The sequence below is a fragment of the Streptomyces sp. NPDC090021 genome (assembly GCF_044748225.1).
GTDB lineage: Bacteria > Actinomycetota > Actinomycetes > Streptomycetales > Streptomycetaceae > Streptomyces.
The window spans coordinates 16,631-36,205 of sequence record NZ_JBIVFO010000001.1; the positions used below are offsets into that span (position 1 = coordinate 16,631).

Annotated in this window: 20 protein-coding genes; 9 read left to right on the top strand and 11 right to left on the bottom strand. The window is 72.1% G+C overall.

What is annotated here, in order from left to right; all coding sequences use genetic code 11:
* Window positions 1–162: 162 nt before the first annotated feature.
* A complete protein-coding gene (locus ACIPXC_RS00090; RefSeq protein WP_401611555.1) occupies window positions 163–1,791 on the top strand; it encodes a streptophobe family protein in 1,629 nt (542 codons plus the stop codon).
* 80 nt (window positions 1,792–1,871) lie between these two features.
* A complete protein-coding gene (gene serB / locus ACIPXC_RS00095) occupies window positions 1,872–3,071 on the top strand; it encodes a phosphoserine phosphatase SerB (protein WP_386462554.1) in 1,200 nt (399 codons plus the stop codon).
* 95 nt (window positions 3,072–3,166) lie between these two features.
* Here the strand turns inward: serB and ACIPXC_RS00100 are convergent, their stop codons facing one another.
* From ACIPXC_RS00100 to ACIPXC_RS00115, 4 genes are all read right to left on the bottom strand, one after another.
* Complete coding sequence (locus ACIPXC_RS00100; protein WP_401611558.1) at window positions 3,167–3,688, bottom strand: SixA phosphatase family protein; 522 nt, start codon at window positions 3,686–3,688, stop codon at window positions 3,167–3,169.
* Window positions 3,689–3,771: 83 nt separating this feature from the next.
* Window positions 3,772–3,993 carry a hypothetical protein gene (locus ACIPXC_RS00105; protein WP_401611560.1) on the bottom strand — a complete coding sequence of 74 codons (222 nt, stop codon included), beginning with the start codon at window positions 3,991–3,993 and terminating at the stop codon, window positions 3,772–3,774.
* A 162-nt stretch (window positions 3,994–4,155) separates the two neighbouring features.
* A complete protein-coding gene (locus tag ACIPXC_RS00110) occupies window positions 4,156–4,275 on the bottom strand; it encodes an SGM_5486 family transporter-associated protein (protein ID WP_257855467.1) in 120 nt (39 codons plus the stop codon).
* Window positions 4,276–4,280: 5 nt separating this feature from the next.
* On the bottom strand, window positions 4,281–5,615 hold the full coding sequence (locus tag ACIPXC_RS00115; RefSeq protein ID WP_401611563.1) for a CynX/NimT family MFS transporter: 1,335 nt from the start codon (window positions 5,613–5,615) through the stop codon (window positions 4,281–4,283).
* 118 nt (window positions 5,616–5,733) lie between these two features.
* Here ACIPXC_RS00115 and ACIPXC_RS00120 point away from each other — a divergent pair, with 118 nt between their 5' ends.
* Entirely contained in the window at window positions 5,734–6,438 is a 705-nt protein-coding gene (locus ACIPXC_RS00120) for a FadR/GntR family transcriptional regulator (RefSeq protein WP_401611566.1), read from the top strand.
* Here ACIPXC_RS00120 and ACIPXC_RS00125 read toward each other — a convergent pair.
* From ACIPXC_RS00125 to fabG, 3 genes are all read right to left on the bottom strand, one after another.
* A complete protein-coding gene (locus tag ACIPXC_RS00125) occupies window positions 6,419–6,850 on the bottom strand; it encodes a hypothetical protein (protein ID WP_401611569.1) in 432 nt (143 codons plus the stop codon). The genes ACIPXC_RS00120 and ACIPXC_RS00125 overlap by 20 nt on opposite strands.
* A 220-nt stretch (window positions 6,851–7,070) precedes the next feature.
* Complete coding sequence (fabI, locus tag ACIPXC_RS00130) at window positions 7,071–7,841, bottom strand: enoyl-ACP reductase FabI (RefSeq protein WP_401611571.1); 771 nt, start codon at window positions 7,839–7,841, stop codon at window positions 7,071–7,073.
* A gap of 5 nt (window positions 7,842–7,846) precedes the next feature.
* Window positions 7,847–8,566 carry a 3-oxoacyl-[acyl-carrier-protein] reductase gene (gene fabG, locus ACIPXC_RS00135; protein ID WP_031148971.1) on the bottom strand — a complete coding sequence of 240 codons (720 nt, stop codon included), beginning with the start codon at window positions 8,564–8,566 and terminating at the stop codon, window positions 7,847–7,849.
* Window positions 8,567–8,710: 144 nt separating this feature from the next.
* On the opposite strand from fabG, the gene ACIPXC_RS00140 reads away from it, so the two are divergent.
* The 3 genes from ACIPXC_RS00140 (at window position 8,711) to tyrS (ending at window position 13,074) form a co-directional block, all read left to right on the top strand.
* Window positions 8,711–10,273: a TldD/PmbA family protein gene (locus tag ACIPXC_RS00140; RefSeq protein ID WP_401611573.1), complete on the top strand. Its 1,563-nt coding sequence runs from the start codon at window positions 8,711–8,713 to the stop codon at window positions 10,271–10,273.
* An 88-nt stretch (window positions 10,274–10,361) separates the two neighbouring features.
* Entirely contained in the window at window positions 10,362–11,753 is a 1,392-nt protein-coding gene (locus tag ACIPXC_RS00145; RefSeq protein ID WP_401611576.1) for a metallopeptidase TldD-related protein, read from the top strand.
* 52 nt (window positions 11,754–11,805) lie between these two features.
* Complete coding sequence (gene tyrS / locus ACIPXC_RS00150) at window positions 11,806–13,074, top strand: tyrosine--tRNA ligase (RefSeq protein ID WP_401611578.1); 1,269 nt, start codon at window positions 11,806–11,808, stop codon at window positions 13,072–13,074.
* Window positions 13,075–13,257: 183 nt separating this feature from the next.
* On the opposite strand, the gene ACIPXC_RS00155 is transcribed toward tyrS, so the two are convergent.
* Window positions 13,258–13,536, bottom strand: a complete 279-nt coding sequence (locus ACIPXC_RS00155) for a GlsB/YeaQ/YmgE family stress response membrane protein (RefSeq protein WP_401611580.1) — start codon at window positions 13,534–13,536, stop codon at window positions 13,258–13,260.
* Between the two features lie 238 nt (window positions 13,537–13,774).
* Here ACIPXC_RS00155 and ACIPXC_RS00160 point away from each other — a divergent pair, with 238 nt between their 5' ends.
* On the top strand, window positions 13,775–14,053 hold the full coding sequence (locus ACIPXC_RS00160) for a DUF3099 domain-containing protein (protein ID WP_401612006.1): 279 nt from the start codon (window positions 13,775–13,777) through the stop codon (window positions 14,051–14,053).
* Between the two features lie 147 nt (window positions 14,054–14,200).
* Window positions 14,201–14,452 carry a hypothetical protein gene (locus tag ACIPXC_RS00165; protein WP_030962190.1) on the top strand — a complete coding sequence of 84 codons (252 nt, stop codon included), beginning with the start codon at window positions 14,201–14,203 and terminating at the stop codon, window positions 14,450–14,452.
* A 44-nt stretch (window positions 14,453–14,496) separates the two neighbouring features.
* Here the strand turns inward: ACIPXC_RS00165 and moaA are convergent, their stop codons facing one another.
* The 3 genes from moaA to ACIPXC_RS00180 form a co-directional block, all read right to left on the bottom strand.
* Window positions 14,497–15,486 carry a GTP 3',8-cyclase MoaA gene (moaA, locus tag ACIPXC_RS00170; RefSeq protein ID WP_401611582.1) on the bottom strand — a complete coding sequence of 330 codons (990 nt, stop codon included), beginning with the start codon at window positions 15,484–15,486 and terminating at the stop codon, window positions 14,497–14,499.
* A 177-nt stretch (window positions 15,487–15,663) separates the two neighbouring features.
* Entirely contained in the window at window positions 15,664–17,292 is a 1,629-nt protein-coding gene (locus tag ACIPXC_RS00175; RefSeq protein ID WP_401611585.1) for a cation acetate symporter, read from the bottom strand.
* A complete protein-coding gene (locus ACIPXC_RS00180) occupies window positions 17,289–17,654 on the bottom strand; it encodes a DUF485 domain-containing protein (protein WP_401611587.1) in 366 nt (121 codons plus the stop codon). Before ACIPXC_RS00180 ends, ACIPXC_RS00175 begins: the two co-directional genes overlap by 4 nt.
* Window positions 17,655–17,912: 258 nt before the next feature.
* Between ACIPXC_RS00180 and ACIPXC_RS00185 the strand changes: the two genes are divergently transcribed.
* Window positions 17,913–19,457: a S8 family serine peptidase gene (locus tag ACIPXC_RS00185; RefSeq protein ID WP_401611590.1), complete on the top strand. Its 1,545-nt coding sequence runs from the start codon at window positions 17,913–17,915 to the stop codon at window positions 19,455–19,457.
* Window positions 19,458–19,575: the final 118 nt, after the last annotated feature.

Here is a 19,575-nt window from a genome sequence, read left to right on the forward strand (position 1 = left end):
GGAACTATTTCAGGCCTGCACCCGTATGTGGAATCCGGGCCTTGCCGGGGCGTCTACGTCTGCCCGTTGACGGGGTCGAAAGTCGCCCGGAGAGTGAGATACGGGACTTCTCGCCCGGGAGTTCCGTCGCATACCGCTCGGCATGCATCGGGGGGTCGCCGCGTGCGCCGCATCCGTTGGGGAGACGTCTTCCTGTCCGCCGTGGCCGCCGTGGGCTGGTCCCTGATCGCGATGGCGGCCGTGGCCGGCCCGGGGCTGCACCTGCTGGGCGCCGACGCCGCAGGGGGTTCGCTCGGACCGATGACAGCGGCCGTGGTGGTCCTCGCGATCGGTGGAACCGTGGACCCCTCGGGTGACGTCTCGGTCTTCGGAGTTGCCGGGGCGGAGGCCGAAGCCTCGCTGGACGTCATGCCCTTGGGGGTGTCGCTGGCCGGCGCCCTGGTGCTGGCGGGGGTGTTCCTGCGTTCGCTGCGGGCCGGCGCGGGGCCGGGCGAGACGGCCGCCCGGGTCGCGGCGTTCACGGCGCTGCTCGTCGCGACGGCGGGCGGGCTGGCGTGGGCCGGCCACGACGTGGTCACCCTCGACGGCGCGGCGCTGCCGGGCACCCGCGTCCCGGTGCGGGTCGAGGTGCCGGGGGTCGGTGACGTCGGAGGGCTCCTCCCGGACCACGTAGGGGACCTGATCGAGGCTCGGACGAGGGTGGGTTTCTCCGTGGTGCCCGGGCCGACCCTGCTGGGCGCGGGTGTGTGGGCGCTCGCCGTGCTCGCGGTGGCGCTGCTGGTCTCGCGGCGCGGGCCCGCCGTGCTCGCCCGGTGGCGGCCCGCGGCCTCGGCGGTGGTGACGGTGCTGCTGGTCGCGGTGGTGGCGGGGCTGGCCTCGGCGGTGTGGGCGGCGGCGGACGACGATCACCCCGGGCGGGTGATGGGCGCCGCGCTGCTGGGCGCGCCGAACGGCAGCTGGCTGGGGGTGCTGCTGGGCCTGTTCGTGCCACTGCGCGGCAAGGCCTCGGGCGAGCCCGCGCGGTTGCTGCCCGATCCGCTGGACGAGCTGCTGTCGGCCTCCGTGCGGGAGCCGGTGACGGTGGCCCGGCTCGCGGAGTACGACGAACGGGTCTGGCTGCTGGTGGCGGGCGTGTCGCTGCTGCTGCTCGCCGCGGGCGTGGTGGCGGCCGTACGGACTCCCGGGCGCGGCGTCGCGGGCTGCGCGGTGCGGCTGGGGGCGGTCACCGGGGTGGCCCTGGCGGTGCTGGTGCGGCTGACGCGGCTGTCGGCGGACGCCTCGTCGGCGGTGCTGGGCGTGGACGTGGTGGACGCCGGGGTGGAGCTGAGGGGGGACGTCCCGTACGCGCTGCTGCTGGGCTCGGTGTGGGGTGCGGTGGCCGGTGCGGCCGGTGCGGTGCTGGCCGGCCGGCGCCGGGCGGCTGCCGTACCGGCCCGGGATCCGGGCGGCGGGCCGCCCTGGCCGGCGGCCGCGGGCGGTGCCGGCCGGCCGGCACCGGTGGATCGCGGGGCGCCCACGGCCCCGTACGGCGCCGGGCCGGGCGGGCAGGGCGGGCAGGGTGGCCCACCCGGGTGGGCGCTTCCGTACCTGGACCCCGACGTCTCCTGGGACGTGACGGTCACCGGCGTACCGCCGCACCCGCCGCGGCGCACCCGGCCCCCGCAGCGACCGCCCTTCACTCCACCGCCCCCGCCGGCCCCGCCACCCCCGCCGGAACCACCGCCCCCGCCGGAACCACCGCCCCCGCCGGCCCCGCCGGAACCACCGGGTCCGCCACCCCGGCCGCGCTGACGACCGGGCGCGGCGCGGCACGTTCAGGAAATGGGACGGGGGTCCTGTCCCGGGAGCCGGGAAGATACGGTGAGGGCACCATGAGCGCATCGCAGACCTCCGACGTCCCCACCCTCCTCGTCAAGATCTTCGGCAAGGACCGTCCCGGGATCACCGCCGGGCTGTTCGACACCCTCGCCGCCTACTCCGTCGACGTCGTCGACATCGAGCAGGTCGTCACCCGTGGCCGCATCGTCCTGTGCGCCCTCGTCACCAAGCCCGTGGGCGGCAGCGAGGGCGACCTGCGGGCCACGGTCCACAGCTGGGCCGAGTCGCTCAAGCTGCAGGCCGAGATCCTCTCCGGTACCGGTGACAACAGGCCGCGCGGCAGCGGCCGGTCCCATGTCACCGTGCTCGGACATCCACTCACCGCCGAGTCCACGGCCGCGATCGCCGCGGAGATCACCGGGGCCGGCGGCAACATCGACCGTATCTTCCGGCTCGCCAAGTACCCGGTGACCGCGGTGGAGTTCGCCGTCTCCGGCGTGGAGACCGAGCCGCTGCGCACCGCGCTGGCCACGGCCGCCGCGCACATCGGCGTGGACATCGCCGTGGTCTCGGCCGGGCTGCACCGCCGGGCGCAGCGCCTGGTCGTCATGGACGTGGACTCGACCCTCATCCAGGACGAGGTCATCGAGCTCTTCGCCGCCCACGCCGGGTGCGAGGCCGAGGTCGCCGAGGTCACCGAGCGGGCCATGCGCGGCGAACTGGACTTCGAGCAGTCGCTGCACGCCCGTGTGGCGCTGCTGGCGGGCCTGGACGCGTCCGTCGTCGACAAGGTCCGCGCCGAGGTGCAGCTGACGCCGGGGGCGCGGACCCTGATCCGTACCCTCAAGCGGCTCGGCTACCAGGTGGGCGTGGTCTCCGGTGGCTTCACCCAGGTGACGGACGACCTGCGGGAGCGGCTGGGGCTGGACTTCGCCTCCGCCAACACCCTGGAGATCGTCGACGGGAAGCTGACGGGCAGGGTCACCGGGGAGATCGTGGACCGGGCAGGCAAGGCCCGGCTGCTGCGCCGCTTCGCCGCCGAGGCCGGGGTGCCGCTGGCCCAGACGGTGGCCATCGGTGACGGCGCCAACGACCTGGACATGCTGAACGCGGCCGGGCTGGGCGTGGCCTTCAACGCCAAGCCGGTGGTCCGCGAGGCGGCGCACACGGCGGTGAACGTGCCGTTCCTGGACGCGGTGCTGTACCTGCTGGGGATCACCCGCGAGGAGGTCGAGGCCGCCGACCTGGCCTGACCTTCCGAAGGTGCGCGAGGCACCCCGATCCCGGACATGAGTGGGCCCCGACGGCCGGTGCTTGGCTGCCGGGGCCCCCGCGCGTGCGGCGCCGGTCAGTGCCCCTTGGGGGTCCAGTAGTCCAGCAGCGTGCCCACCCCGTGCTCAAGGGACTTCCACGAGCCGGTGAAGGAGACGACGGCGAGCGCCGCGGTCGGGAATCCCGTACGGGTCATCCGTGCCAGGGTGTCGCCCTCCGCGCGGCCGGCGAGGGCGTCGGCGAGGGCGTGCATGCCGGGGTTGTGGCCGATGACGAGGAGGTCGCAGACCTCGTCGGACGTCTCGTTCAGCAGGGCGATGAGCTCGCCCGGCGAGGCGTCGTAGATCCGCTCCTCGTAGTGGGTCTTCGGCCGGTGCGGCATCTCCTGGACAGCGAGCTTCCAGGTCTCGCGGGTGCGAGCGGCGGTGGAGCAGAGGGCCAGGTCGAAGACGATTCCGGTCTCGGCGAGCTTCAGACCGACGGCGGGTGCGTCCTTGCGGCCCCGTTCCGCCAGCGGACGGTCGTGGTCGGACACATCGGGCCAGTCGGCCTTGGCATGCCGGAGGAGGGCGATCCTGCGGGGTGTGTCTGCGCTCATGGCTCCCAGCTTCGCATGAAACGGGCCGTGGGGCGCAGGGGGTTGAGGGGGCTCGTCCCCGGTGGTGAGGGGCGCTCGGAAGGTCAGCCGACGGCGCGCAGGAGCTGCTGCGCGACCTGGACGAGGCCGGAGACCTCGCCGGTGGCCGCGTGGGCCTCGCCGGATCCGGCGAGGAGCAGCAGGAGGAGGCCGAAGGCGAGTGCGGGCAGGGCCAGCGCCCACCAGTGCAGCCGGGTGCTCGCGGCGGTCGCGCTGCGGGCGCGGCGGGTGGGCGGGAGGGACCGTGGGTGCGTGGGGGCCGACATGGCCGCCTCCGTGGGTGTGTGGACCGGGCTGACTCGCTGCCTTCCGAATCTATTGATCCGGGAGGGCGGTTCCCATCCGGGGCGCACCCCACTTCACCCTGAGCCTGTCCCCCTAGGGGTTGGTGGGGGTGTCCCCACCGACCCGGGCGGCGGCGGCCGGCGTCACGGGGAGGCGATCGTCGCGATGACGGAGATGATCACGGAGACGACGAGCATGGCGCCGAGGACGAGGCCGAGCTTCCTGCGGCCGCCCTCGGGGTTCGGTTCGAGTACGGGAGACATGCGGGTCAGTCTCGCATGCCGCATTCGTCCTCGATCGTGCGGTCCCGGCCCGCCAGGACCCCGAGGGCGATCTGCGGCACGAGCAGGCCCGCCATCAGGGCGAGAGGCAGGTCCCAGCCTCCGCTGTGCTGGTAGAGGGTGCCGATGACGAGGGGGCCGGGGATGGAGATGAGGTAGCCGGTGCTCTGGGCGAAGGCGGAGAGCTTCACCACCCCGGCCGGGGACTTGGCCCGCAGCCCGATCATGGTGATGACCAGGGGGAACGCGCAGTTGGAGACGCCGAGCAGGAGCGCCCAGGCCCAGGCTCCGGCGGCGGGCGCGAGGGAGAGCCCGAGGTAGCCGGTGAGGCCGAAGACGCCGAGGGTGACGGCGATGGCTCCCTGGTTCCTCATGCGGCCGGCGAGGCCGGGGATGACGAAGGCGAGCGGGACGCCCATGACCATGGTGACGGCGAGGAGCACACCGGCGGTGGAGGCGGAGACCCCGGCGTCACGGAAGATCTGCGGGAGCCAGCCCATGGTGATGTACGCGCCGGTGGCCTGCAGGCCGAAGTAGCAGGCCAGGGCCCAGGCGGTACGGCTGCGGGCGACCCGCGGGCCGGTGTCGGTCCGTACGGCCGCGCCCGCGCCGGTGCCTGCCGCGCCGGTGCCTGCGGTGGCCGGGCCGGTGCCCGCGGCCGTCGGGGCCCGGTCGGCGCGCCGGGCGGCCCGGGCGATGGGCAGCCACAGCAGTACGGCGACCAGGGCGGGGGAGGCCCACATCAGCAGGCCGGTGCGCCAGCTGCCGCCGAGGGCGTCGGTCAGCGGGACGGTCGCGGCGGCGGCGAGCGAGGTGCCGGCGGCGAGGGCCATGGAGTAGAGGCCGGTCATGGTGCCGACCCGGTCCGGGAAGTAGCGCTTGACGATCACCGGGAGCAGGACGTTGGTGAGGGCGATGCCGGCCAGGGACAGGGCGCTGGCGGCGAGGAAGCCGGCGGCACCGTCGGCGAAGGGGCGTATCAGCAGTCCGGCGGCGACGGCGGCCATGCCGGCGCAGACGACGGCGACCGGGCCGAAGCGGCGGGAGAGCCGGGGTGCGGTGACTCCGAAGACGGCGAAGCACAGGGCCGGGACGGAGGTGATCAGTCCGGCGACGGTGCCGCTCATGCCCAGACCGGCGCGGGTCTCCTCGAAGAGGGCGCCGAGGCTGGTGATGGCCGGGCGCAGGTTGAGGGCGGCCAGCACGATTCCGACGATGAGCACCGGGCCGAGCCAGGCCGGCTGCGCCGTCGCGGACGGGGCGGGGACCGCGGTGCGGCCCGCGGCGGGCCGGGTGAGCGTCTTGGTCTCTTCGTCGGACATTCCGCCATCATAGAATCATGGGATGATTGGTTGTCCAGTCGTCGTCCGCCACTCCTGCCGTCCGTCACACCTGCACGCGCACCGCATGCGCGGCCGCAGCCGCACGTGAGAGGAACCCATGCCGCTGACCTCGCCCCGGCGCTCCGCACTCGTCGATCAGGTGATCGCCCAGTTGCGCAACCAGATCACCTCCGGCGAGTGGCCGGTCGGCTCGCGCATCCCCACCGAGCCAGAGCTCGTGGAGCTGATGGGCGTCGCCCGCAACACCGTGCGCGAGGCGGTGCGCGCGCTGGCGCACAACGGCCTCCTCGACATCCGGCAGGGCTCGGGCACGTACGTCATCGCGACCAGCGAGCTGGCCGGCGTGATGCACCGGCGCTTCGCCGGGGCCGAGCCGAGGCACATCGCCGAGCTCCGCTCCACGCTGGAGTCCTCGGCGGCCCGGCTGGCGGCGGAGCGGCGTACGGAACGGGACCTCGTCCAGCTGGACGCCCTGCTCGCGCGTCGCGAGGAGGCCTGGGCGGGCGGGGACGCGGAGGTCTTCGTGGCCGCGGACGTCAGCCTGCACATGGCGGTGGTGACGGCCTCGCACAACGAGGTGCTGATCGAGCTGTACGCGGACCTGGGCGAACTGGTGGCCGACTGGCTGCGGGCCGACGTGGGCACCGCGCTGGATCCCGCGGCCCATCTCGACCACGCCCGGCTGATCGAGGCGATCCGGCGCGGGGACGGGGACGCGGCGGCCTCGGAGGCCGCGGGCTACCCCTTCGTGTGCCTGGGCAGGGAAGCGCCGGGGGGTGCGGTCACGGCCGCCGGTGACTGACCCAGGCCGCGCGGACCTCCTTCCAGCAGCGGCCGACGAGCTCGGCCCGGCCGGCCGGGCCGACGGCCACGGCCGCGCCGTCGCCGTCCAGGTCCCACCAGCGGTCGCACTCGACGTGCAGGCTCACCAGGTCGGTCTCCGGGTAGGCGTTGTGGCAGTGCGCGGTGACCAGGGAGCCCTCGACGGTGGTCGCGCAGTCGGCGCCGAAGAGTTCACGGCCGGCGGGCGGGGAGGGCTGCACGGGGGGTTCGGCGGGGATGTCGGCGAGGTCCACGACGGCCGGTGCGGCGGGCCCGGAGCCGGGTACCGCCTCGTCTCCGGAGGGCTGCGCGGCGACGGCCGGGATCAGGAGTCCGGTCACGATCACCGACGTGACCAGTATCGATACCGCTCGGCTCGGCCTGGTGCGCACCCCTGCCTCCTCCCCGCCGAAGCCGGGAAGATCCCGACTTGGCTAGTTTGCAGGCATCTGTCCCGGTTTTCGACTCGGGAAGATCCGGTCGGCCGGTGAACATGCGAGCGAAGCCGCCGGCCCGTCCCGGTCCGCGGGCGCACACGAGAACGGCGGCGGCCGCCCCTCCCTGAGGGAAGGGGCGGCCGCCGCCGTACGGACACGGGGTCCTGACCGGGGGTCAGGCACCCATCGCGTGCACGCCGCCGTCCACGTGGACGATCTCGCCGGTGGTCTTCGGGAACCAGTCCGACAGCAGGGCGACGACGCCGCGGCCGGTCGGCTCCGGGTCGCTCATGTCCCACGACAGCATGGAGCGGGTGTTCCAGACCTCGGCCAGCTCACCGAATCCCGGGATGGACTTCGCGGCCATGGAGCCGATCGGACCGGCCGAGACCAGGTTGCAGCGGATGTTCTCCTTGCCCAGGTCGCGGGCGAGGTAGCGGCTGGTGGCCTCCAGCGCGGCCTTGGCCGGGCCCATCCAGTCGTACTGCGGCCAGGCGAACTGCGCGTCGAAGGTGAGGCCGACGACGGCCCCGCCCTCCGCCGGGAAGAGCGGCTTGCAGGCCATGGTCAGCGACTTCAGCGAGAAGGCCGAGACGTGCATGGCGGTGGCGACCGACTCGAACGGCGTGTTCAGGAAGTTGCCGCCGAGGGCGTCCTGCGGCGCGAAGCCGATGGAGTGCACGACGCCGTCGAGGCCGCCGAGCTCCTCGCGGACGAGGCCCTCCAGGCGGGCCAGGTGCTCGTCGTTGGTGACGTCGAGCTCGATCACCTTGACCGGCTTGGGCAGCTTCTTCGCGATGCGCTCCGTCAGGGACGGGCGCGGCCACGCGGTGAGGATGACCTCGGCGCCCTGCTCCTGCGCCAGCCGGGCCGTGTGGAAGGCGATGGAGGACTCCATCAGCACACCCGTGATGAGGATGCGCTTGCCCTCGAGAATTCCGCTCATGGTGATCAGTGACCCATGCCCAATCCGCCGTCAACGGGAATGACGGCTCCGGTGATGTACGCGGCGTCGTCGGACGCCAGGAAGCGGACGGCTGCCGCGATCTCCTCGGGCTGCGCGTAACGGGCGAGCGGCACCTGCGCCACGATGCCCGCGCGCTGCTCGTCGGTGAGCACCTTCGTCATGTCGGTGTCCACGAACCCGGGCGCGACGACGTTGAAGGTGATGTTGCGGGAGCCCAGCTCGCGGGCGAGCGAGCGGGCGAAACCGACCAGTGCGGCCTTGGAGGCGGCGTAGTTGGCCTGCCCCGCCGAGCCGAGGAGCCCGACCACCGAGGAGATCAGGACGACGCGGCCCTTCTTCGCGCGGAGCATGCCGCGGTTCGCGCGCTTGACCACCCGGAAGGTGCCGGTGAGGTTGGTGTCCACGACCGAGGCGAAGTCCTCCTCGGACATCCGCATCAGCAGCGTGTCCTTGGTGATGCCGGCGTTGGCCACGAGCACCTCGACCGCGCCGTGCGCGTCCTCGATCTGCTTGTAGGCCTGCTCCACCTGCTCGGAGTCGGTGATGTCGCACCGCACCGCCAGGACACCGAGTTCGGTGAGGGCCTGCGGCGGCTCACCCGACCGGTACGTGATCGCGACCTTGTCGCCGGCCTCCGCGAAAGCTCGGGCGATGGCGAGGCCGATGCCCCGGTTTCCTCCGGTGACGAGAACCGAGCGGCTCAACGGATCACCCTTTCACTAGCGTTCTGAATACCGAAAACCTATAGGCCGCATCGCTCGTACGGGGAATCGGCCCCGACAGGGCCTCGCAGCGGGCTCTGTCGAATCCCTACAGAAAGATGTAGGCACAAGGGCCCCGATCACGACATGATCGGGGCGACCGGCCCCGACCCCGGGAGGACTTCCGTGCCCCATTCCATCGACGCGGCATTCACCGCGCTGCCCCTGCGGGCGCTCGCCGACGCGGCGCTCGCCCGGGCCCGCGCGCTGGGCGCCGACCATGCCGACTTCCGGCTGGAGCGGATCCGCAGCGCCTCGTGGCGGCTGCGCGACGCCAAGCCCTCCGGCGGGTCCGACACCACCGACCTCGGCTACGCGGTCCGGGTCGTGCACGGGGGCAGCTGGGGGTTCGCCTCCGGCGTGGACCTGACCATGGACGCCGCCGCCAGGGTGGCCTCGCAGGCCGTGGCCATGGCGAAGCTGTCCGCCCAGGTGATCAAGGCCGCCGGTTCCGACGAGCGGGTGGAACTCGCCGAGGAGCCGGTGCACGCGGACAGGACGTGGATCTCCGCCTACGAGGTGAACCCCTTCGAGGTGCCGGACGCGGAGAAGGCGGCCCTGCTCGCCGACTGGAGCTCCCGGCTGCTGGCGGCCGACGGCGTCGCACACGTGGACGCCTCGCTGCTCGCCGTGCACGAGAACAAGTTCTACGCCGACACCGCGGGCACCACGACCACGCAGCAGCGGGTCCGGATCCACCCGCAGCTCACCGCGGTCGCCGTCAACGGCGCCACCGGTGAGTTCGACTCGATGCGCACCATCGCCCCGCCCGCCGGCCGCGGCTGGGAGTACCTGACCGGCACCGGCTGGGACTGGGACGCCGAGCTGGAGGAGATCCCCGGCCTGCTCGCCGAGAAGATGCGGGCGCCGAGCGTCCAGGCCGGGCGCTACGACCTGGTGGTGGACCCGTCCAACCTGTGGCTCACCATCCACGAGTCCATCGGCCACGCCACCGAACTCGACCGGGCGCTGGGCTACGAGGCCGCGTACGCGGGGACCTCCTTCGCCACCTTCGACCAGCTGGGCAAGCTCAGGTACGGCTCTCCGATCATGAACGTGACGGGCGACCGCACCGCCGAGCACGGGCTGGCCACCGTCGGCTTCGACGACGAGGGCGTCCAGGCGCAGAGCTGGGACCTCGTCAAGGACGGCACCCTGGTCGGCTACCAGACGGACCGGCGGATCGCGAAGCTCACCGGGCTGGGCCGCTCCAACGGCTGCGCCTTCGCCGACTCCCCCGGACACGTGCCCGTCCAGCGGATGGCGAACGTGTCGCTCCAGCCGGATCCCGGCGGCCTGTCGACCGAGGACCTGATCGGCGGAGTGGAGCGCGGTATCTACGTGGTCGGCGACCGCTCCTGGTCGATCGACATGCAGCGCTACAACTTCCAGTTCACCGGGCAGCGGTTCTTCCGGATCGAGAACGGCCGGCTGGCCGGACAGCTGCGGGACGTCGCCTACCAGGCCACCACCACCGACTTCTGGGGCTCGATGGAGAAGGTCGGCGGCCCGCAGACCTACGTCCTGGGCGGCGCCTTCAACTGCGGCAAGGCCCAGCCGGGCCAGGTCGCGGCCGTCTCGCACGGCTGCCCGTCCGCACTGTTCCGCGACGTGAACATCCTGAACACCACGCAGGAGGCCGGCCGATGAGCACGCACGATCACCACGGGATCCGCCGGGGGTCCGGGGGTCGCCCCCCGGGACAGCACAGCCTGAACACCACGCAGGAGGCCGGCCGATGAGCCGATCGACCAAGCCGCACGAGATCGTCGAACGTGCCCTGGAGCTGTCCACCGCCGACGGCTGCGTCGTCATCGCCGACGAGGAGTCGAGCGCCAACCTGCGCTGGGCCGGCAACGCCCTGACGACCAACGGCGTCACCCGCGGACGGACCCTGACGGTCATCGCCACGGTCGACGGCAAGGAGGGCACGGCCTCGGGGGTCGTCTCGCGCTCCGCCGTCACCGCGGACGACCTGGAGCCCCTGGTGCGGGCCGCCGAGGCGGCCGCGCGCGGCGCGGGCCCCGCCGAAGACGCCCAGCCGCTGGTCAGCGGGACCCCGGTCTCGCCGGACTTCACCGACGCTCCCGCCGAGACCACCTCCGCCGTGTTCGCGGACTTCGCCCCGGCCCTCGGCGAGGCCTTCGCCCGGGCCCGGGCGGGCGGGCGGGAGCTGTACGGCTTCGCCCACCACGAGCTGGTTTCCACGTACGTCGGCACCTCGACCGGCCTGCGGCTGCGCCACGACCAGCCCAACGGCACCCTGGAGCTCAACGCGAAGTCTCCGGACCGCCAGCGTTCGGCCTGGGCCGGGCGCGCCACGCGGGACTTCAAGGACGTCGACCCCACCGCGCTGGACGCGGAGCTCGCCGTACGGCTGGGCTGGGCGGAGCGGAAGATCGACCTGCCCGCCGGACGGTACGAGACCCTGCTGCCGCCGACGGCCGTGGCGGACCTGCTGATCTACCAGATGTGGTCGGCGTCGGCCCGGGACGCGGTGGAGGGCCGTACGGTCTTCTCCAAGCCCGGCGGCGGCACGCGGCTCGGCGAGCGGCTCACCGAGCTGCCGCTGACCCTGCGCAGTGACCCGAACGCGCCGGGCCTGGAGTCCGCGCCGTTCGTCATCGCGCACAGCTCCGGCGACGACGTCTCGGCCTTCGACAACGGCCTGCCGGTCCCGGCGACCGAGTGGATCCGCGACGGCGAGCTGGCCCGGCTGTCGACGACCCGGCACACGGCCGGCCTGACCGGCCTGCCGGTCTCCCCCGGCTTCGGGAACCTGATCCTGGACGGCGGCGGCGAGAAGTCCCTCGACGAGATGGTCGCGGACACCGAGCGGGGCCTGCTGCTGACCTGCCTCTGGTACATCCGCGAGGTGGACCCGGCGACGCTGCTGCTGACCGGCCTGACCCGGGACGGCGTCTACCTGGTGGAGAACGGGCAGGTCGTGGGCGAGGTGAACAACTTCCGCTTCAACGAGTCCCCCGTGGACCTGCTGTCGCGCGCCTCGGAGGCGGGCCGGACGGAGAGGACCCTGCCGCGCGAGTGGAGCGACTGGTTCACCCGGGCCGCGATGCCTCCTGTCCGCATCCCGGACTTCAATATGAGTTCGGTGAGCAAGGGCGTCTGACCCACCTAGACTGAGCACGGCATTTCCACAAAACGTAAGGAGTCGAGAGACCGTGACGGACATCGTCGACGAACTGAAGTGGCGCGGGCTCTTCGCCCAGTCCACCGACGAAGAAGCGCTGCGGAAGGCCTTCGCGGACGGTCCGGTCACGTTCTATTGCGGCTATGACCCGACCGCTGCCTCGCTGCACGTCGGCCACCTGGTGCAGGTACTCACGATGCGCCGGCTGCAGCTGGCGGGCAACCGGCCGCTCGCGCTGGTCGGCGGGGCCACCGGTCAGATCGGTGACCCCCGTCCGACCGCCGAGCGCACCCTGAACGACCCCGCGGTCATCGCGGAGTGGGTGAACCGGCTGCGCTCGCAGATCGAGCCGTTCCTGTCCTTCGAGGGCGAGAACGCCGCGGTCATGGTCAACAACCTGGACTGGACGGCGGGCATGTCCGCCATCGAGTTCCTGCGGGACATCGGCAAGCACTTCCGCGTCAACAAGATGCTGACGAAGGACTCGGTCGCCAAGCGGCTGGAGTCGGACCAGGGCATCAGCTACACGGAGTTCAGCTACCAGCTGCTCCAGGGCATGGACTTCCTGGAGCTGTACCGGCGCCACGGCTGCACCCTGCAGCAGGGCGGCTCGGACCAGTGGGGCAACCTGACGGCCGGCCTCGACCTGATCCACCGGGTCGAGCCGGACGCCCACGTCCACGCGATGGCGACCCCCCTGATGGTCAAGGCGGACGGCACGAAGTTCGGCAAGACCGAGGGCGGGGCCGTCTGGCTGGACCCGGAGATGACCACCCCGTACGCGTTCTACCAGTTCTGGCTGAACGTGGATGACCGGGACATCTCCACCTACATGCGGATCCTTTCCTTCAGGTCCCGTGAGGAGCTGGAGGAGCTGGAGGCGCAGACCGCCGAGCGGCCGCAGGCGCGCGCCGCCCAGCGGGCGCTGGCCGAGGAGCTGACCGCCCTGGTGCACGGCGCCGACCAGTGCGCCGCCGTGATCGCCGCGTCGCGGGCGCTGTTCGGCCAGGGCGATCTGGCGGAGCTGGACGAGGCCACGCTGGCCGCGGCCCTGTCCGAGCTGCCGCACGCCAAGGTGGCGGAGCCGGGCCTGGTGGTGGACCTCTTCGCGGAGACGGGTCTGGTCGCGAGCAAGTCGGCCGGCCGGCGGACCGTGAAGGAGGGCGGCGCCTACGTGAACAACGTGAAGGTCACCGCCGAGGACGCGGTCCCCGCCCGGGAGGACCTGCTGCACGGGCGCTGGCTGGTCCTGCGCCGGGGCAAGAAGAACCTGGCGGCGGTCGAGGTCACCGGCGCCTGACCCGTCCCGTACGGCACACGGCGGAGGGGCCGGTTCGGACGTCACGGTCCGGCCGGCCCCTCCGCCGTGCGCCGCGGGTGCCGCAGGTGCCGCAGGTGCCGCAGGTGCCGCGGGAGCCGCGGGAGCCGCAGGTGCCGCAGGTGCCGCGGGAGCCGCGGGTGCCGCAGGTGCCGCGGGAGCGGCTCAGGTCACCTGGCGGCTGCCTCCGCGCATCGCCTTGTAGGCCATTTCGCCGAGGAAGACGAAGAGGACCGCGCCCGCGAGCTGCAGCAGGTGGCGGGTCCAGTCGATGCCGCGGGTGTCGGCGACCCCGATCCAGGCCGCGACGGCGTTGCCGAGGACGCCGCCGATGATTCCCATCAGCGTGGTCAGCCACAGGGGCTGGTGCTGTCTGCCCGGCAGGACGGCCCTGGCTATCAGCCCCAGCACGAAACCGACGATGATCGCCCACAACCAGCTCATGTCCAGCCTCCTCCTGGCGCGGTGTGCGCACGTGCGCCCAGTGTCGGCCCGTCCGGCGCACCGCGCATTTCGGGCGGCCCGCCCGGGGGTCCCGCTGTCCCCGCCGTGGCGGGGGCCGCGTACCGTGGAAGGGTCCGGGCCGGGGAAGGCCCGGCCGGCGATCGGGTGGTAGGACGTGGAACGGGTGAAGCGACAGAAGCGGAACGGGGCCGAGGTCTTCCGGATCACCGGCGCCCGGATGGGGCTCGCCGAGGACGTGCGGGGCCGCCAGCGCCGCTATGTGATCTCGATGGCCGTCAGGACCCTGTCGGTCATCGCGACCGTGCTGTTGTGGAACGTGTCGCGCCCGGTGGCCGTCGTGACGCTCGTCGCCGGGGCCCTGCTCCCCTACATCGCCGTGGTCATCGCCAACGCGGGCCGCGAGTCGGCGCCGTCACTGCCCTCCCATTTCGTCCCGTCTCCCGTCCGCCCGGCCCTGGACACGGGAAACCTCAAGAAGACCTCAGATCAATCATGAAGTTCCGGTGCACTGCACCGGGTCCTGCGTGACATACTGCTCACGCGCTCCGCATCCCCCGTCGGAGCGACGGACCGACGCCGGGCAGCTCCCCCCGTGGCTGCTCGGCGTCGCCTTTCCGTTCGGTGCACCCTCTAGGGTGAGGTCGTGACTTCCTCCGACTCCCCCGCTCCCGAAGAGATCCCCACCTGCTCGGCCAAGGGCTGCCGTGACGCGGCCGTCTGGGTCCTCGCGTGGAACAACCCGACGCTGCACACACCGGAGCGGCGCAAGACCTGGCTCGCCTGCGAGGAGCACCGCGAACACCTCTCGCAGTTCCTGGGGGTCCGCGGATTCCTCAAGGACGTCGTGAAGCTCGACGAGTGGGTGCAGCCGGAGGGTTCGGAGCGCCCGCGCTGACCCGCGGTGGCGGTCGGCCCGTACCGGCCGCCACGTCGGCGGGGTCAGCCGCCGATCGCGGACATGGGGCGCTCGGGCTGGAGGAACGACGGGTCGTCGAGGCCGGAGCCGGCCTTCTTGCCCCACATCGCCACCTTCCACAGGCGGGCGATCTCCTCGTCCGGGGCGCCCGACCGCAGCGCGGAGCGCAGGTCCGACTCCTCGGTGGCGAACAGGCACGTACGGACCTGGCCGTCGGCGGTGAGCCGGGTTCGGTCGCAGGCCCCGCAGAACGGGCGGGTGACCGAGGCGATGACGCCGACGGTGGCGGGGCCGCCGTCGACGACCCACCGCTCGGCCGGGGCGGAGCCGCGTTCCTCGGCGCCCTCCTCGGTGAGCGTGAAGCGGGTGCGCAGGGACTCCAGGATGTCCCCGGCGGTGATCATGCCGTCGCGCTTCCAGCCGTGCTGGGCGTCGAGGGGCATCTGCTCGATGAAGCGGAGTTCGTACGCGTTCTCCACGGCCCAGGCCAGCAGGTCGGGGGCCTCGTCGTCGTTGAGCCCCGGCATGAGCACGGCATTGACCTTGACGGGGGTCAGGCCGGCGTCGCGGGCGGCTGCCATGCCCTCGATGACGTCCTTGTGGCGGTCGCGGCGGGTGAGGGTCTTGAAGACCTCGGGCCGCAGGGTGTCCAGGGAGACGTTCACCCGGTCCAGGCCGGCGGCCTTCAGGGCCTGCGCGGTGCGCTTCAGGCCGATGCCGTTGGTGGTGAGCGACATCTTGGGGCGGGGCTCCAGGGCCGCGCACTGCTCGACGATCCCGACGAGGCCGGGCCGCAGCAGCGGTTCGCCGCCGGTGAAGCGGACCTCGGTGACGCCGAGCCGCGTGACGGCGATGCCGATCAGCCGGACGATCTCGTCGTCGGTGAGCAGGTCGGACTTGCCGAGCCACTGCAGGCCCTCTTCGGGCATGCAGTAGGTGCAGCGCAGATTGCACCGGTCGGTGAGCGAGACGCGCAGGTCAGTGGCCACGCGGCCATAGGTGTCGAGAAGCACTGTGGGCCCCCTCCCCTGTCCGGAAGTAGACATACGCGCGACATGGGAGCTACTTCACGCGTTCTATTTCGAGACTACGTGACGCATGTGTCGTTCCGTGATGCCCGAATGAACGAGACGTGACGTGGCCGTGTCGTAGATCCCTACGACACGGCCACGCTGGGTGTTCGGACGATGTCAGTGCGCCCCTGCTCCGGTGAGGGAGCGCACCTCCAGCTCGGCGAACTTCTGCGGGTCCGCCTTCTCCTTGGTGAGGACGGTTCCCAGCCATCCGAGGAGGAAGCCGAGGGGGATCGAGATGATGCCCGGGTTCTCCAGGGGGAACCAGAAGAAGTCGGCGTCCTTGAACATCGAGGTCGGCTTGCCGGACACGACCGGGGAGAAGAGCACCAGGCCGACCGCCGAGACCAACCCGCCGTAGATCGACCAGAGCGCCCCCTGCGTGTTGAAGCGCTTCCAGAAGAGGCTGTAGAGGATCGTCGGCAGGTTCGCGGAGGCGGCGACCGCGAAGGCGAGCGCGACGAGGCCGGCCACGTTCAGGTCGCGGGCCAGCGCGCCCAGGCCGATGGCGACGGCGCCGATGACCACCGTGGACCAGCGGGCGGCGCGCACCTCCTCCTGCTCGGTGGCCCTGCCCTTGCGGATCACGTTCACGTACAGGTCGTGGGCGAAGGACGAGGAGGAGGCGAGGGTGAGGCCCGCGACCACGGCGAGGATGGTGGCGAAGGCGACGGCGGAGATGACGGCGAGCAGGACGGCCCCGCCGGTGGAGTCCGCGCCGCCGCCCACGGCCTGGGCCAGCAGGGGTGCGGCGGTGTTGCCGGCCTTGTTCGAGGCCAGGATGTCGGCGCGCTCCAGCAGGGCCGCGGCGCCGAAGCCGAGGGCGATGGTCATCAGGTAGAAGGCGCCGATGATGCCGATGGCCCAGTTCACGGACTTGCGGGCGGCCTTCGCGGTGGGCACGGTGTAGAAGCGGATCAGGATGTGCGGGAGGCCGGCGGTGCCGAGGACGAGGGCGAGGCCGAGGGAGAGGAAGTCCAGCTTCGAGGTCGCGTCCTTGCCGTACTTCAGGCCCGGTTCGAGGAACTTGGCGCCCTGTCCGCTGTTCTCGGCGGCCTTGCCCAGCAGGTCGGAGACGTTGAAGTTGAACTTCACCAGCACCAGGAGGGTGATCAGCAGGGCGCCCGCGATCAGCAGGACCGCCTTGACCATCTGGACCCAGGTGGTGCCCTTCATGCCGCCGATGGTCACGTAGACGATCATCAGGACGCCGACGAGCGCGACGACCGCCACCTTGCCGCCGTCGCTGGTGATGCCGAGGAGCAGGGAGACGAGCACGCCGGCTCCGGCCATCTGGGCGAGCAGGTAGAAGATCGAGACCACGATGGTGGAGGTGCCGGCGGCGGTGCGGACGGGCCGCTGGCGCATCCGGTACGCGAGGACGTCGCCCATCGTGTAGCGGCCGGAGTTGCGCAGCGGCTCGGCGACGAGCAGCAGGGCGACCAGCCAGGCGACGAGGAAGCCGATGGAGTAGAGGAAGCCGTCGTAGCCGAAGAGGGCGATGGCTCCGGCGATGCCCAGGAAGGACGCGGCGGACATGTAGTCGCCGGAGATGGCGAGGCCGTTCTGGAAGCCGGTGAACTGGCGGCCGCCCGCGTAGAAGTCCGCGGCGTCCTTGGTCTGGCGGCCGGCCCAGACCGTGATGATGAGGGTCGCGACGACGAACAGCCCGAACAGGGTGATGATGAGCGGGCGGTGCTCGGAAGCGCCGGCCGCGACCGTCGTCAGGTGGTGCGCTCCGCTCATTCGGAGGCCTCCATCCGCGCCTTGATGGCCGCCGCCCGGGGGTCGAGCCTGGCGGCGGCGTGGCGCGCGTAGAGCCAGGCGATGAGGAAGGTCGTCGCGAACTGGGCGAGGCCGAGCACCAGGGCGACGTTGACGTTGCCGAAGACCTTGGTCCCCATGAAGTCGCCCGCGTAGTTGGACAGCAGGACGTAGAGCAGGTACCAGGCGATGAAGGCCACGGTGAGCGGGAAGGCGAAGGAGCGGTAGGAGCGGCGGAGTTCGGCGAACTCGGCGCTCTGCTGGACGCTCACGAACTCATCGGCCGTGGGGCCCGCAAGGGGCGTTCCCGCGCTGCCCGGGGGCGGCGCTGCTTCGGTGGTCACGGGGGAATCTCCTTGTGACGCGGGTGCGGTGGGGACGACGGACAAAGCAACCTCCGTGTGGGGGGATCGATGGCGCTGAGCCCCCTCTGTCAACGGCACGGCCGGCGTGTCGGGACGGTTCAACGCCCGGGGATCTTTCAGGAACTGATTTCTCGAACTGATGGCGGAAAGGGGAACGGCGGCACTAGGTTCACTTGTCATGGACCCGTCCGGCGCGACCGCGCGCGGACGGCTTTTTCAAGATGATCTGGAGAACCCATGGCTCATCTGGGATCCGCCCGCCGGCGTGCCCTCGCCGTACCGGTCGGCCTGGCGCTCACCGCCTCGCTCGCCCTGCTGCCCTCGGTGTCGGCCTCCGCCGCCTCGCTGGACGCCTCCGCGGGCACGGCGACGGCCCGGAAGGCCACCGCCGACGGCCCCAAGCTGTCCTACGTGGCGAACCTGAACGCGTACGCCACGGTGAAGGCGGCGAAGAAGGCCGTCGAACGGGCCGGCGGAACGGTGGTGACGGCCTATGAGCAGATCGGGGTCGTCGTCGCACACTCCCAGAACCCGGACTTCGCCAGGCAGCTGCGCGCCCAGCGTGGGCTGTTCGTGTCGGTCGGCGCCACCCGGACGGCCCCGATGCAGGCGGTGCAGACCACCGACGAGGGCGCGACCCAGCGGCTGAGCGAGGCGGACGCCGCCAGGGCGGCGGCGCAGGCCCAGGAGGGTCAGGAGCCGCTCGAACCCAACCAGTGGGACCTGCGGACGATCAAGGCCGACGAGGCTCACAAGATCAACGATGGCAGCCAGGACGTCACCGTGGGCATCATCGACACGGGTGTGGACGACACCCACCCCGATCTCGCCCCGAACTTCTCCAAGGGCCAGTCGGCCAACTGCGTCGGCGGCGTCGCCGACACCACCGAGGGCGCCTGGCGCCCGTACCCGGACGGCAGCGACCACGGCACGCACGTGGCCGGCACCATCGGCGCCCCGCGCAACGGCGTCGGCATCAGCGGTGTGGCGCCCGGCGTGAAGATCGCCGCGATCAAGGTGAGCGAGCCCGGGACCAGCCTCTTCTACACCGAGGCGGTCGTCTGCGGCTTCATGTTCGCCGCCGAGAAGGGGATCGAGGTGACCAACAACAGCTACTACGTCGACCCGTGGCTCTTCAACTGCAAGACCGACGACGACCAGAAGGCGCTGGTGGAGGCCATCGGCCGGGCCACCAAGTACGCCGAGCGCAAGGGCACCCTGCACGTGGCCTCGGCCGGCAACTCCAACCAGGACCTGGCCGCGGCCTCCCTGGAGGACACCACCAGCCCGAACGACACCACCCCGGTCACCCGCACCATCAACCCGAAGGTCTGCCTGGACCTGCCCACGCAGCTGCCGGGCGTCGTCACCGTCTCCGCGACCGGTGACAAGGGCCTGCGCTCCTACTACTCCAGCTACGGCCTCGGAGTCGTGGACGTCGCGGCCCCCGGCGGCGACAAGTGGCAGGTCCCGGCCACCCCGGACGGCAACGGACGCGTGCTGTCGACCGTCCCGGGCGGCGGCTACGGGTACAAGCAGGGCACCTCGATGGCCGCCCCGCACGTCGCGGGCGTCGCGGCGCTGCTCAAGAGCGCCCACCCGTCGGCCACGCCCTCCCAGCTCCAGGCGATGCTGAAGGCGCAGTCCACCAAGGCCACGTGCCCGGCCCAGATCTACGACGCCACGGGCACGCTGATCAACGCCACCACCTGCCGGGCCAGGTGGGGCCAGACCGGCTACTACGGCTACGGCGTCGTGGACGCCCGCAAGGCCGTGAAGTAGTACGGCTCACCGTGCCGGACGGGCCGGGCGGGAAGCTCCCCGCCCGGCCCGTCCGTCGCTCCGGCGCCCCGGTCAGGGCTTGATCAGCACCTTGAGCGCGCTGCGGTCGTGGCGGCCG